Raw genomic sequence first — 13,609 nt, 5'->3', positions numbered from 1 at the left:
TCTCACCCTTGGTTTTAGCCTTATGCCCTTCACATATTTGTTTCCTGCGATTATGCGTCCAAAGATAATTGATCCTTCATTTATCGAACTTTGAGGTCGTTGGTGGTACGTTGTAAAATAGCTTGATTTAGACGTTGTAGTCGGTCGGCATCAGAACTTTGCCTGATGCTGAACTGGCGAGCGTCGAAATCGTAGAGGATATAGCCTGTACTGTCAATGAGCAACTGAGCGTTGTTGTAATTGTTGACGGCTGTCGGGTAATGATAGGTACTGCTCATGATATCACGACTGAAAGCAAAATCGTCGTGACTTAACTGCATCTGTCCAAGAAGTGTCGCTGCCAAATCCGTCTGGTTACAGATATGTCCGATGATGCGTGGTTCTCTAACAGCACCACCCACCCATAACATCGGAATATGGTTCTTCAAGAGTGGCTTGGACTGATCTATATCGTGGTGGTTGACCCCATGGTCTGCTACCATAATAACGAGCAGATGATCCCATGCTGGTGTCTGACGGAGTGATTCGATGAAATTTTCTAGACAATCGTCAAGGTAGGCGAACGCATTCTGTACCTCGTCTGTATGTTTTTTCGTCGGCACATCCCAAGGCTCGTGACTGCTCAGCGTAGAGTAACCGATTAAGTAGGGTGCTGGTGTTTCCTTGATCAGATGCAACAGTGTCCCGAAGGTGATATCATCGCGGACGCCCCATTGTGCAGTGCCCTGCTCCTCCTTGGAGTAATCATCCTTCCATCTCAATTGTTCCCATCCTGTGCTAATCAGGTAGCCGCGCATGTTGGTGAAGTTGATATCACCTCCATAGAGATAGCTTGTCTTATAGCCTTCTTTCTGCAGGCTCCTAGCGATGCTTGGTAATGTACGACTCTTCTGTGGCATCTTCATGACCGATAGCGATGGAAATGATGGATAGCCGCTTAAGGTGGCGATGGTGCCGCGGTCGGTGCGCCATGAGTTCGCAAAACAGTTGGAGAACCAGATGCCTTCCCGTTTCAGTTTCTGGAGATAGGGCATGACATTCCTAAATTGCTCGCCGCAACTCTCCAACAGAATGACTACCACGTTGGGACGGCTGGTCGTTAGAAGCGTATCTGTCAGCATACTTTCCGTGGTATAAACAGTGTTGGTCAGGGTCTGACACTCGTTATCGTCCATGAACTGATACTGATCAATATTTCCCATCGTATGGCTTAGGGAATACAGAAAACTAAATACAGGGTTAACGGCAGAGTGGTTAAGGAACTGATCTTGTGAATAATATACCTGACCGATGTTCGTCGTTGACTCACCCAGACCTCCTCGGATACCAATGATGAAAAGTGGAATGAGAACCAAATCTCCTATGAGTACAGCACTTTTGTGGTTTGGCAATTTAGTTTCATATGGAATAGACTTGTAGAGACGGTAAATCAGGACCGTACCTATCATTAGGATAATGATCCGTATGGCCATATATAATCCCGATACACTTGCTTTCGCCTCGGCTGGTGTCTCAAGATATTGCAGACAAGTGGCGTCGAGCTTGAAACCCCAGAAAGGATACAGACTAGTGTCAGTAACGAAGGCAAGAATCAATGCAAAGGCGATGATGCTGTAGTAGAATCTCAGAATCTTGATGAGCAACTTGCTTTCCCTCCAGATAGATACGATTGTTACCAGAAAAGGTATAATCAGCAGGTAGAGACTGGTAGAAAGATCAAGCGTGAGGCCATGCCAGATGACATCTACCATATCTTTCACCGTGAAAGAGTGTCCATCATGGTTGAGTAACATGAAGGCAATCTTAGCGATAACAAATAGTAGTATCGTCAATAAATAGGTCTTAACCAGATAGATCAGTCGTTGTCTCATCAGCTTTGCATATCATGCAGTTTCTTGTAATAACCATCAAAAGTCAGCAGACTATCATGAGTACCGCGCTCTACGATTTTTCCCTCGTGGATGACGCAGATTTCGTCGGCATTTTTGATGGTTGACAGACGATGGGCGATTGCCACAGTCGTGCGTGTCTTCATCAAACGCTCCAATGCATCCTGAACCAGTCGTTCACTCTCAGTGTCGAGGGCAGAGGTCGCCTCGTCAAGGATTAGAATTGGCGGGTTCTTTAGGATGGCTCGTGCGATAGACACACGTTGGCGCTGTCCACCAGAGAGTCGACCGCCCCGGTCACCAATATTCGTTTCGAAACCCTGTTCCGATTGTGTGATAAAGTCATAGGCATTGGCGATACGTGCAGCCTCTTCAATCTGTTCTTGTGTGGCGTTCTCCACGCCGAAAGATATATTATTTCTGAATGAATCGTTGAAAAGAATTGCCTCTTGGTTCACGTTGCCGATAAGTTGGCGTAGGTCATGGATACCTAGGTCCTTCACATTGATGCCATCTATCATTACTTCGCCTTCTTGGACATCATAGTATCGCGGTATTAGGTCTACAAGCGTCGATTTTCCTGAACCGCTCTGTCCGACGAGTGCAATGGTCTTGCCCTTGGGGATAATAAGGTTGATATCGCGCAATACCCATGTATCACCATAGCGGAACGATACGTTACGGAACTCTATTTGATGACCGAAACTGGAGATATGTATGGGTTGAGAGATTTCTGTGATGGTGTTTTCTGCCATCAGAATCTTGTCGATACGCTCCATTGATGCCAATCCTTTGGGAATGTTATAACCAGCCTTGGAGAAGTCTTTCAACGGCTGGATAATCGAATAAAGAATGACCATGTAGTAGATGAAGGTCGGTCCCGTAATTGCATGACTGGTCAGTACGAGAATGCCACCGAACCAGAGTACAATAATAATCATGAGTGTTCCAAGGAATTCACTCATCGGGTGTGCCATCGACTGACGGATATTTACGCGCATAATGTCATTGCGATAGGCGGAATTCACACGGTCAAAACGTGTGTTCATTTTCTCTTCGGCACAGAAAGCCTTGATGATGCGTAATCCACCTAGTGTCTCTTCCACCTGACTCATTGTGTCGCTCCACAAAGCCTGTGCCTTGATACTTTTCTGCTTCAGTTTCCTACCGACAAATCCCATGAACCACCCGAAAATCGGTACAAAGACAATGGTGAATAGGGTGAGCTGCCATGATACGAACAGGAGGGTGGCGAAATAAACGACGATGAGAATCGGGTTCTTGAACAGCATATCAAGGCTCGACATGATGCTCGACTCCACCTCCTGCACGTCACCGCTCATTCGGGCAATGATATCACCCTTTCGTTCCTCAGAAAAGAATCCCAACGGAAGTGATGTGATTTTTTTGTATAGTTGATTCCGGATATCACGTACCACACCTGTACGAATGGGGATAATGGTAGCTGACGATAGGAAGTAGGCCCCTGTCTTCATGGCTGTGGTCAATGCAAGAAATAGTCCGATAAACAGGAGGGTCGTCGTTTGTCCATAGCTGGCAATGAGTTGTGTGACATAATAGTTCAAGTTATTCATCAGAACAGCCTGTATGTTACCCCAGTCCCACGCCATCAATGTGGTTGCCGCCTCGGTATCGCCTGTCTGGAACAGAATCTGGAGAATGGGAATCAGGGCAGCAAACGAAAAGATATTAAGAACAGCAGAGAGGATGTTGAAGATGATCGACAACACCAGATATTTCTTATAGGGTGGGACAAACCGCCGTAATACACGTAGAAACTCTTTCATAGCTATCAACTTTCAACTCCAAACAATGTGGCACTAGTGGATCCTGTTATCTTAACTCGGACAATTTCTCCGATGTGGTGGTTGCCCTTGTTGAACACCACCATCTTATTTTGTTCTGTACGTCCGCAGAGTTGCTCACGGCTACGTTTCGAGAATCCCTCTACAAGCACGTCAAACTCTTTTCCTTCGTCTTTTTTGTTTTGAATGGCACTGATCTCAGTCTGGAGCGCAATTAATTCGTTCAAACGACGAATTTTTTCTTCTTCTGGCACGTTATCGGGTAGATGTTTTGAAGCGTAAGTGCCAGGACGCTCGGAGTACTTGAACATGAAGGCTGAATCATAGCCCACTTCGCGCATCAGTGAAAGCGAGAGCTGATGATCCTCTTCTGTTTCATTATGATAACCCACAAAGATGTCGGTCGAGAGTCCGCAGTCTGGGATGATGCGACGGATGGCAGCCACACGGTCCATATACCATTCACGGGTGTATTTGCGATTCATCAGTTTAAGAATCTTGTCGCTTCCGCTTTGTACGGGCAGATGGATGTGCTTACATACGTTGGGCATGTCAGCAATCACGCGTAATGTTTCGTCGCTCATATCCTTGGGGTGTGAAGTCGTGAATCGTACTCTCATCTCAGGAACTTCTTCTGCCACTCTACGTAGCAATGCTGGGAAATCTGGCGTCTCCGGATGGTCTGGTCGGGCATAGGAGTTGACGTTTTGTCCTAGTAGCGTCACCTCCTTAAAGCCGCGGTCACGTAGGTCTCTGGCCTCTCGAAGTATACTTTCCACGTCGCGACTACGCTCACGGCCTCGGGTGTAAGGTACAATACAATAGTGGCAGAAGTTATTACAGCCACGCATGATGCTCACAAAACCACCTATTTTATGTCCCAGTCCGATACGTTGAGGAACTATGTCCTTATATGTTTCCGATGTCGAGAGTTGGATGTTCATAGCCTTATGCCCTGTCTCAGCCTGAGCAATCAGGTCTGGTAACGAGAGATAGGCATCCGGTCCTACCACAAGATCACAATGGTGATTTTCCAACAGATCTTGTTGTGCCCGTTCGGCCATACATCCTAATACGCCGATAATCAAATGCTTTGTAGATACGCCGGCTTTCTGTCTGTGTCTGCGCTCTGCGTCAAGTGCCTCTAATCGGTGATAGATCTTCTGTTCAGCATTATCCCTTACCGAGCACGTGTTCAAGAAGACGGCATCGGCCTCATTCAATTCCTCGGTGGTTTCATAGCCTGCCATCTTCATGACAGAGGCAACTACCTCCGAGTCTGCCACATTCATCTGGCAGCCATACGTTTCTATATATAGTTTCTTCATTTTTCCTTCTTCTTATTTGATGTAATTACACAATTGGCAAGGAGATGCCATTGATTTTCTGGTAGACATCAAGGGCATATACATCTGTCATGCCGCTGATATAATCGATAACGGCCATCAGACGTGTCTCCAGTTTCTGTGATTCGATGTCGTATTGGTTCGATACACGACTGATAAGGTGTTGGGAGTAGAATCGTTCCGGATGGACGGCTGCACCTATGAACTGCTGCATCAATGTTTGCATGATCTGATAACCTGATAGTTCGACATCTAGAACGGGCTTGCTCTTGTAGATTCGTTTTAGCGACACTTTACTACAACGTTTGTAAGCTTCTTTTTGTAATGAACCGATATGGTCGATAAGACTGCCTATAAACGTACCATTAAGAATTTCGTCTTCGAGCTCGACAAACACTTTGACGCATTCGTTTTCCAATTTCCCGATAACACAGGCACGCAGGTATACCACCTTCTCGTTGGGATCAGTGACGTGCTCATCGTCGATACGCCGAAGGATTTTCTGTCGGTCGTCTTCATCAAAGAACGCTAGTAAAAGGTCCATCGTCTCATCGAACGAGAGAATCTTTAACTTATGGGCATCCTCGATATCCATAATCTCATAGCAGATGTCATCGGCTGCTTCTACAAGGTAGACCAGGGGGTGACGCGCATATCTCAGAGGAGCCCCAATTCCTGATAGGCAGATAATGCCTAGCTCATCTGCAATTTTCCGGTATTCCTCTTTCTCTGTATCGAAGAACCCGAACTTTCCTTTCTTGCCTGCTACAGAAGATGAAAACGGGTATTTTACGATACTGGCAAGGGTGGAATAGGTCATAACGAAACCGCCAGGTCGTCGACCCTTGAATTGATGGGTGAGTAGACGGAAAGCATTGGCGTTTCCTTCGAAGTGGATGGCATCGTTCCAGAATGTTGGACTGACCTCACGTTGTAGATCACTGCCAGCGCCCTCTGTGAAGAATGCTTGAATTGCTTTTTCGCCGCTATGACCGAAAGGTGGATTCCCCATGTCGTGCGCCAGACAGGCCGTAGCAACTATCTGCCCGATTTCCTGAAAGAGCGTGTCTCTCAGTTCCGGATGCCTCTTGGTTAGTTGTAGTGCAACATCATTGCCTAAAGACATACCTACACTGGCAACTTCCAAAGAATGGGTCAGACGGTTATGCACGAATATGCTGCCTGGCAGAGGGAAAACTTGAGTTTTGTTTTGCAAACGACGGAAAGGAGCCGAGAAAATCAGCCGGTCGTAGTCACGCTTGAACTCCGTCCGGTCATCATGGCGCTCGGGGTGGCGATGTTCTTGTCCGAGTCTTTTATTTGAAATCAGTCGTTGCCAGTCCATCATATTGAATGCAAAGGTACGAATAAGTGAGCGAAAAACCAAATTTATTTGGTGTTTTCCGAATGATGGTACTTTCGAACGCAGTTCAAGGGTACGAATAAGTAAGCAAAAAACCAAATGGCAAAGCTTATTTCGCAGAAATTAACGAAAAAATGAAAAATAAATGACCGTAATCGTCGTAATCTGCGGTAAAAACATTAACTTTGCACATTGATAAAACAAGAAATTAACGAAATGCTGGAGATAAAAGTTGTCAATAAAGGGCACCAACCTCTGCCGCAATATGCCACGACGCAGAGCGCTGGTATGGATTTGCGCGCTAATTTGGAAGAACCTGTGCTGTTGAAGCCTATGGAGCGCAAGTTGATTCCGACAGGGCTGCACATCGCTCTGCCTGTGGGGTATGAAGCACAGGTCCGACCACGTAGTGGACTGGCACTGAAGAAGGGTATTACAGTGCTGAACTCTCCTGGTACTATCGATGCTGACTATCGTGGTGAGGTAGGTGTGCTGCTCATCAATCTGTCACAGGAGGATTTTGTTGTCAACGATGGAGAACGTATTGCACAAATGGTCATTGCCCGTCATGAACAAGGCTCTTTCATGCCTGTTGATGTGCTTGATGAAACTGAGCGTGGCGAAGGAGGTTACGGTCATACTGGTGTGAAATGAAATAAGGGAGTGAGAAACTCAAGGAAAGAATGAGTAATCGTTGTAAGATGAAAGGCATAGTGATTTGCGGAAGGCCGTGGGCTATTCGGCTGTTGCTATGCGTGGCTTTGCTTTTTTCTTACATTTCTCTCCTTAAAATATCTGCCCAGGAGCAGTCCTATGACCAGTTCTTTATGGAGGCTATGGTTCAGCGGCAGAAAGGAAATAACGATGCTGTGTTTGATCTTCTGCGTCATTGTTTGGAAATCCGGCCAGATGCAGCGGAGGCGTGGTACTATATCTCACAATATTATAATGCCCTGAAGAATGCCGACAAGGCCATGGCATGCATCAAACGTGCAGCAGAGTTGTCGCCTGGTAACGAGACCTATATGGAAACGTTGGCACAAGCATATATCCGTCAACAAGACTATGCGAATGCTATCGCAGTTATTGAAGGGCTATATGAACGTAATAAGGACCAAGAGGGATTGTTGGAGATGCTCTTCCAACTGTACCAGCAAGAAAACGATTATGCAAAGGCTATCCGTGTATTGGAGCGGATGGAACAGATAGACGGGAAAAGTGAACGTCTGTCGGTGGCCAAGAGTGAGATATATACCCGAATGGGTAATAAGAAGGCAGCAGTAGCTGAGATAGCAGCCCTATCGAAGCAGTATCCTAATGACCTTAATTATATGGTGATGTATGGAGAGACGCTGATGATGAATGGGCAACTGAAACGGGCGTTAGGCATCTACGACCGTGTCCTAAAACAAGAACCTGATAATAATAGGGTACTTCTGTCATTGCGTACTTATCATCAGGCGCTTGGTCATACAGAGGTTGCAGACTCTCTGACGAAACGTGTACTACTGAATAGGAATGCTACGACAGAGGAAAAGGTTCGCCTGCTGCGACAGGAGATTTCTGCTAATGAGGCTGCTGGAGGTGATAGTACACATATCCTAAACCTTTTCCGCATGATGTTGGCTCAGCCACTTTCTGATACAGATATGGCTGTTCTTTATGCATCTTACATGAATGCGAAAAGGATGCCTCGTGATAGTATACGTCCTGTCTTGGAGAAGGTGTTGGAGATGACCCCAGACAATGCTGCCGCTCGTTTACAGTTAGTAGGTTATGCATGGGATGCAGAGGATATGGATCGCGTCATCTCCCTGTGTCAGGATGCCCGACAATATAATCCCGATGAGATGGCATTCTACTATTACCAAGGGATTGCCTATTATAAAAAGGATAATCTTGACGGTGCTTTGTCTGCCTTTCAGAATGGTATCGGTGTCATCAATGAGGAGAGCGACCCGATGATTGTTTCTGACTTTTATGCCGTGATGGGAGATGTGCTTCATCAAAAAGGAATGGCTCAAGAGGCGTTTGCCGCATACGACTCTTGTCTACAGTGGAAGGCTGACAATTTTGGCTGTCTAAACAACTATGCCTATTATTTGAGTGAACGAGGCGAACAGTTGGACAAAGCCGAGGAAATGAGCTATAAGACAGTGAAAGCGGAGCCGAAGAATGCGACCTATCTCGATACTTATGCGTGGATTCTGTTTATGCAGGAACGATATACGGAGGCAAAAATATATATTGATCAGGCGTTACAAAATATGGAGGATACGCTTGGCAATGCAGTCATCATCGAACATGCAGGAGATATCTATGCTCAGAACAAGGACATGGACCGTGCTCTTTCTCTCTGGCGTGATGCTCAACAGCAGAAGCCGGATGATCCATTGTTGAATCGGAAAATAAAACTCAAAAAATATCTAAAAGAATGAAACTGTCCAGTATTGTAAGAGTGGCCGTTTTGGCTTTACCGTTAGTGCTTGTCTCTTGTGGTTCTCACAAGAAAGTGGTTCAGGGCCCTGTTACACTCTCTCCAGAGCAAACCGAGGGCGCACACTTTATCTCAAGTGTGCAGGACAATGCGCAGACAACTAAGTTCATTACTTCGAAAGTGAAGTTCTCTGTCGAGGTGGGGCCCCAGAAGTTGACCCTTACCGGTAATCTGAAAATGAAACGCGATGATGTTATCCGTCTTCAGTTGATGGCGTTCGGTTTCGTTGAAGCTGGACGTATAGAACTGACAAAAGACTATGTGCTCATCATGGACCGTATTAACAAACAGTATTTGAAGACGCCATATATGTCAGTGGATTTCCTGCGAAATAGTGGCCTAAACTTCAATACTCTGCAGGCGCTCTTCTGGAACGAACTCTTCAAACCCAATGAAGGACGTGCTCAGAAGCAACATTCTGCCAATTCTAGTGGGACAGTTTACTCTACCTTAGAAAGTGGCGATGATATGATTATCAGTCTTACCGAGGGAAAGATGGATTATAGCTGGCTTGCCAGTAAGAAGAATGCGTTGATTAAAATGGCCAATATCCTCTATAAGGATCGTTTCAACGGCAATACCCAACTGAACTGGGACTATGACCAGTTCGAAATGGTAAATAAGAAGATGTTCCCGAAGAAGTCAGGAATTGTCTTAACGACACCGGACAAGGAGGTGAAACTGAATATGACATTGAATTATGTTGGGTCTGACACGGAATGGGAGACACGTACGGAGATTTCTAATAAATATCGTGAAGTTACCGTTGACGAAATTCTGCGCCGTTTTATGGCCCTTTAAATAAGACAGAATAGGAGTGAAGAGACTGTTCGTCCTCTGGATTCTGGTTAGCTTAGTGGCGGTTGCTCCGGCACAGCAGACAAGGAAAACGTCTGCTCAGCGTAGGACAACCACCACTAAGTCGTCTCGTCCTGTCAAGAAAACGACGTCTGTCAAAAAAACGGCTTCTGCGAAGAAGGTTGCAACCCCAAAGACCACAACGCCGAAGAAAAGTACACCTGTTACGGTCAAAGGACTGAAAAGTGAACAGGAACGTGTTCGTCGACAGATCAAAGAACAGGAGCGGCGCCTACAGGCTAATGAACGGGATGTGAAGAAACGTCTGCAAACACTGCTCGTTATTAACAATGAGATTGCTGATAAGCGTAGGGCGATTGATACCATCCGTCACGATATCACCAAACTTGATGACAACATCCATTTGCTCCGTATCCAGTTGAAGAATCTGGAGAAAGAGTTGCAAGATCGGAAGCAACGTTTCAGGAAATCCCTGAACTATATGTATCGTAATAGAGACATCCAGAGTCAGATGATGTTTGTATTCAGTGCTAATAGTTTCTCCCAGATGTATCGTCGTCTACGCTTTGTCCGTGATTATGCTAGATATCAACAGGCTCAGGGCGAGGCTGTGAAATCGATGCAGATGCAGGTACAAGAGACTTATGATGAGTTGACTTCCGCCAAACGACAGAAGAATGATCTGCTTTATCGGGGAGAACAGGAGAAGAAGTCGCTGGAAAATAAACAGGTGGAGCAGCAGAATGTTGTGCAATCTCTGAAGAAGCAACAAAAAGCCATTCAAGATATTCTTGGAAAACAGAAGAAACGCGATGCGGAGCTGAATGCACAGATTGACCGAATGATTGCAGAGGAGATTGCTCGAGCGAAAGCACGTGCTGAAGCAGAGGCAAAACGCAGGGCTGCAGAGGAGGCCGCAAAAAAACGAGCAGAAGAATTGGCTCGGAAGAAAGCTGCTGCTGAGGCTGCAGAAAGAGAGAATGCCCGTCGTGTTGCAGAAGCTAAGGCTCATGAGGAAAAGGCTAAGGCTGATGCCCGAGCTGCAGCTCAGAAAAGTGCTGCCGAGAAAGCCGTCGCTGAACGTGCTGCCCGGGAGGCAGAGAGAGCCCGCTTGGCTGCTGAGCGTAAAGCTGCGACAGAGAAAATAGCTCATGAACGTGAAGTGGCGGAAGCCAAGAAATCTACTACACCTGATTATACTGTTTCTACCGAAGACCGTCGACTTAGTGGTAACTTTGAGAATAATCGTGGTCGTCTTCCAATGCCAGTTGTTGGCAGTTATAAGATCGTGTATCGTTTCGGTACCAATAATGTTACGGATGTCAAGGGACATGTGACACTTGATAAGAAGGGTATTGACATCAAGGGACAACCTGGTGCTCCAGTACGCTGCGTTTTTGACGGCGAGGTCAGTGCAGTATTCGGCTATGGAGGTACTACGGTTGTTATCATCCGCCATGGTAGCTATCTCTCTGTCTATTGTGATCTGGCATCTGTCAGCGTCAGTCGTGGACAGAAAGTCAGTACACGCCAGACGATTGGAAGGTTAGGCTCAGATGGTCTCATGCAGTTCCAGTTACGTAAGGGAAATGCCAAATTAAATCCCGAGTCTTGGCTGGCTAGATAAAAAGTGCTTATAATACCAACCCCTGCAAAAGAGATACGTAGGTCTCTATTGCTTGTTCAATCTCGGAGATTTTGATAAACTCGTCGGCAGAGTGTGAGCGGCTTGATGAGCCAGGGCCTAACTTAAACGAAGGGAAAGGCATTAGTGCCTGATCACTCAATGTCGGGGATCCGAAAGGTTTCATCCCGTAGTCTATGCATCTCTTGACTAATGGGTGATCGGCAGAGATGCTTGATGAGTGAAGACGGAAAGAGCGGGCCTTCAGTTCGCATTTCTTCATCTTGTTACGGAGGAACTCAAACAGATACTCGTTCTGGTAGTATTCATTGGGACGAACATCTATGACAAAATGGAGAGTGTCTGGTACGACATTATGCTGTGTACCTCCTTCGATGACTGTTACAGTCATCTTAGTCTCTCCCAGCAGTGGGCTGTTCTTGCGGAAGCGATAGTCACGTAACCATAATAGGTCGTCAAGTGCCTCATAGATGGCATTTATTCCTTCGTTTCTGGCAGCATGTCCTGATATACCATGAGCATAACCGTCTATGACCATTAGGCCTTTTTCGGCTATGGCAGGTTGCATGCCTGTGGGCTCACCGACGATGGCCACATCAATTTCAGGCAAAAGAGGAAGTACCCGACTGAAGCCGTTTTGTCCCGACACCTCTTCTTCTGCTGAAGCAACCCACAGCAGGTTGTAGCTCCTCGGACGGTTCAACATGATGCGATAGACCTGTAGTAGGGCGACAAGGCCTCCGCCACAGTCGTTTGAGCCGAGGCCATAGAGGACGTCAGCTTCCTGTGTTGGCGTAAAAGGATCACGCGTCCACGATGTGACGGGTCTCACAGTGTCGATATGAGCGTTTAACATGATTGTCTTACGGTTCTCATCCCAGTCTGGGCAACCCACCCATAGATTATTCTCTTCCCGCCCGTATGGCAATCCCCACCTTTCCAGATACTCTGACAGTTTATTAGCAGCCTTAGTCTCCTCTCTGCTTATAGAGGGGATGGCAATGAGCTCTTTTAACAATTCTACTGCGTCGTTGGTATAATCTTTGATTATCATGTCGGTAAGTCATTATTTCTGTTATTACTTCTTGACACAATCACCGATAGGAGCATGGAAAGAACCAGTACGCCGAAGATGATGGCAAGCGAGAGTGGTGTAGACACCTCTATATGCGGCATGCTTAGATTGATGCCGATAAGCTGTCCGAATGCGTTCATGTATTCGTCCATCGCCAGTAGCATTTTGATACCTACAAAACTGAGTATGATGCCTAGACCATATTTTAGGTATGTGAAATATCTCGCGATGGCCGCAAGTGCAAAGTAAAGAGCCCGGAGTCCAAGAATGGCGAAGATATTCGATGTGAGTACGATAAATGGATCTCGGCTCACAGAGAAAACTGCAGGGATAGAGTCGACGGCGAAGGCCACGTCAGTCGTCTCAATCACAATGAGAGCGATGAAAAGTGGAGTGGCTAGCCGCCGGCCACTTTCTGTCACGAAGAAATGATCTTCATGCATTTGGTCGGTCACAGGGAAGAAATTCTTGAATACTTTTACAAAAATGTTCTTCGAGGGGTCTACATGCTCATCTTCTTCATGACTAAACATCTTAACGCCTGTGTATATTAGGAAGATTCCAAAGAGCCCGAGGATCCACTCAAAACGACTAATCATCGCAGTACCCGCGAAGATGAAGATGCTTCGTAGGATAAGGGCGCCGAATATTCCCCAGAAAAGTACTTCGTGCTGATATTTTCGTTTGATGCCGAAGAAAGAGAATAGCATTAGGAAAACAAAGAGGTTATCCATCGATAATGATTTCTCAATCAAATAACCAGCAAGGAACTCCATTGCTTTCTCATGTGGATCAATGGGGTAGAATATATAGATACCTGCACAGAAGATGAGTGACACACCAATCCACACAGCGGTCATTTTTAATGCTTCGGAGATACTGACTTCATGCTGTCCTTTCTTGGCGAACATCTTCAAGTCGGCCAATAGCATAATCAACACCAGAACATAGAATAGAATCCACGCCCATAGGGGCATATTTATTGTTTCCATTTGATTTACATTCTACTGGCAAAGATACGGAAAAACGTGAGCAGGACAAAATAAGTTCACTTATTTTTTTTGCTGAGTGTAGGTATCCTCGCGATTTCTATCGCAAAGTTACGGAAAAATGAGGGGAATAGCAAATAATGTGTGAGAATATTTTGTT

At 46.0% G+C, this 13,609-nt stretch carries 10 protein-coding genes; 4 read left to right on the top strand and 6 right to left on the bottom strand.

Going from position 1 to position 13,609, the window contains the following annotated elements:
* Nucleotides 1-80 precede the first annotated feature (80 nt).
* Genes BLU99_RS04285 through dgt form a run of 4 tightly spaced genes read right to left on the bottom strand, consistent with a single transcriptional unit; the run spans nt 81 to nt 6,406 of the window.
* On the bottom strand, nt 81-1,871 hold the full coding sequence (locus BLU99_RS04285; RefSeq protein ID WP_091899968.1) for an LTA synthase family protein: 1,791 nt from the start codon (nt 1,869-1,871) through the stop codon (nt 81-83).
* Nucleotides 1,871-3,697, bottom strand: coding sequence for an ABC transporter ATP-binding protein (locus BLU99_RS04280; RefSeq protein ID WP_091899967.1), 1,827 nt, complete (start codon nt 3,695-3,697; stop codon nt 1,871-1,873). The genes BLU99_RS04285 and BLU99_RS04280 overlap by 1 nt, the downstream gene beginning before the upstream one ends.
* A 5-nt stretch (nt 3,698-3,702) precedes the next feature.
* Nucleotides 3,703-5,043, bottom strand: a complete 1,341-nt coding sequence (gene miaB / locus BLU99_RS04275) for a tRNA (N6-isopentenyl adenosine(37)-C2)-methylthiotransferase MiaB (RefSeq protein WP_091899966.1) — start codon at nt 5,041-5,043, stop codon at nt 3,703-3,705.
* Between the two features lie 25 nt (nt 5,044-5,068).
* Complete coding sequence (gene dgt / locus BLU99_RS04270) at nt 5,069-6,406, bottom strand: dGTP triphosphohydrolase (protein ID WP_091900381.1); 1,338 nt, start codon at nt 6,404-6,406, stop codon at nt 5,069-5,071.
* Nucleotides 6,407-6,640: 234 nt separating this feature from the next.
* On the opposite strand from dgt, the gene dut reads away from it, so the two are divergent.
* Genes dut through BLU99_RS04250 form a run of 4 tightly spaced genes read left to right on the top strand, consistent with a single transcriptional unit; the run spans nt 6,641 to nt 11,367 of the window.
* Entirely contained in the window at nt 6,641-7,078 is a 438-nt protein-coding gene (gene dut, locus BLU99_RS04265; protein WP_091899965.1) for a dUTP diphosphatase, read from the top strand.
* Between the two features lie 29 nt (nt 7,079-7,107).
* Nucleotides 7,108-8,862, top strand: coding sequence for a tetratricopeptide repeat protein (locus BLU99_RS04260; RefSeq protein ID WP_255397443.1), 1,755 nt, complete (start codon nt 7,108-7,110; stop codon nt 8,860-8,862).
* A complete protein-coding gene (locus BLU99_RS04255) occupies nt 8,859-9,722 on the top strand; it encodes a lipoprotein insertase outer membrane protein LolB1 (protein ID WP_091899963.1) in 864 nt (287 codons plus the stop codon). The genes BLU99_RS04260 and BLU99_RS04255 overlap by 4 nt, the downstream gene beginning before the upstream one ends.
* A gap of 16 nt (nt 9,723-9,738) precedes the next feature.
* Nucleotides 9,739-11,367: a peptidoglycan DD-metalloendopeptidase family protein gene (locus tag BLU99_RS04250; RefSeq protein WP_091899962.1), complete on the top strand. Its 1,629-nt coding sequence runs from the start codon at nt 9,739-9,741 to the stop codon at nt 11,365-11,367.
* 7 nt (nt 11,368-11,374) lie between these two features.
* Here BLU99_RS04250 and BLU99_RS04245 read toward each other — a convergent pair whose 3' ends face one another.
* Nucleotides 11,375-12,439, bottom strand: a complete 1,065-nt coding sequence (locus BLU99_RS04245) for a M20 family metallo-hydrolase (RefSeq protein ID WP_091899961.1) — start codon at nt 12,437-12,439, stop codon at nt 11,375-11,377.
* A complete protein-coding gene (locus tag BLU99_RS04240; RefSeq protein WP_091899960.1) occupies nt 12,436-13,452 on the bottom strand; it encodes a TerC family protein in 1,017 nt (338 codons plus the stop codon). Before BLU99_RS04240 ends, BLU99_RS04245 begins: the two co-directional genes overlap by 4 nt.
* Between the last annotated feature and the right edge of the window lie 157 nt (nt 13,453-13,609).

The sequence above is a fragment of the Prevotella sp. lc2012 genome, assembly GCF_900107065.1.
Taxonomy (GTDB): Bacteria; Bacteroidota; Bacteroidia; order Bacteroidales; family Bacteroidaceae; genus Prevotella.
The sequence above is the reverse complement of the archived record's forward strand: the minus strand, read 5'-3'. Positions and strand labels throughout refer to the sequence as shown.

Bases quoted from the DNA above. Each gene is read 5' to 3' on its own strand.
- BLU99_RS04285 (WP_091899968.1), bottom strand. From the start codon at position 1,871: ATGAGACAACGACTGATCTATCTGGTTAAGACCTATTTATTGACGATA.
- BLU99_RS04280 (WP_091899967.1), bottom strand. From the start codon at position 3,697: ATGAAAGAGTTTCTACGTGTATTACGGCGGTTTGTCCCACCCTATAAG.
- miaB (WP_091899966.1), bottom strand. From the start codon at position 5,043: ATGAAGAAACTATATATAGAAACGTATGGCTGCCAGATGAATGTGGCA.
- dgt (WP_091900381.1), bottom strand. From the start codon at position 6,406: ATGGACTGGCAACGACTGATTTCAAATAAAAGACTCGGACAAGAACAT.
- dut (WP_091899965.1), top strand. From the start codon at position 6,641: ATGCTGGAGATAAAAGTTGTCAATAAAGGGCACCAACCTCTGCCGCAA.
- BLU99_RS04260 (WP_255397443.1), top strand. From the start codon at position 7,108: ATGAGTAATCGTTGTAAGATGAAAGGCATAGTGATTTGCGGAAGGCCG.
- BLU99_RS04255 (WP_091899963.1), top strand. From the start codon at position 8,859: ATGAAACTGTCCAGTATTGTAAGAGTGGCCGTTTTGGCTTTACCGTTA.
- BLU99_RS04245 (WP_091899961.1), bottom strand. From the start codon at position 12,439: ATGATAATCAAAGATTATACCAACGACGCAGTAGAATTGTTAAAAGAG.
- BLU99_RS04240 (WP_091899960.1), bottom strand. From the start codon at position 13,452: ATGGAAACAATAAATATGCCCCTATGGGCGTGGATTCTATTCTATGTT.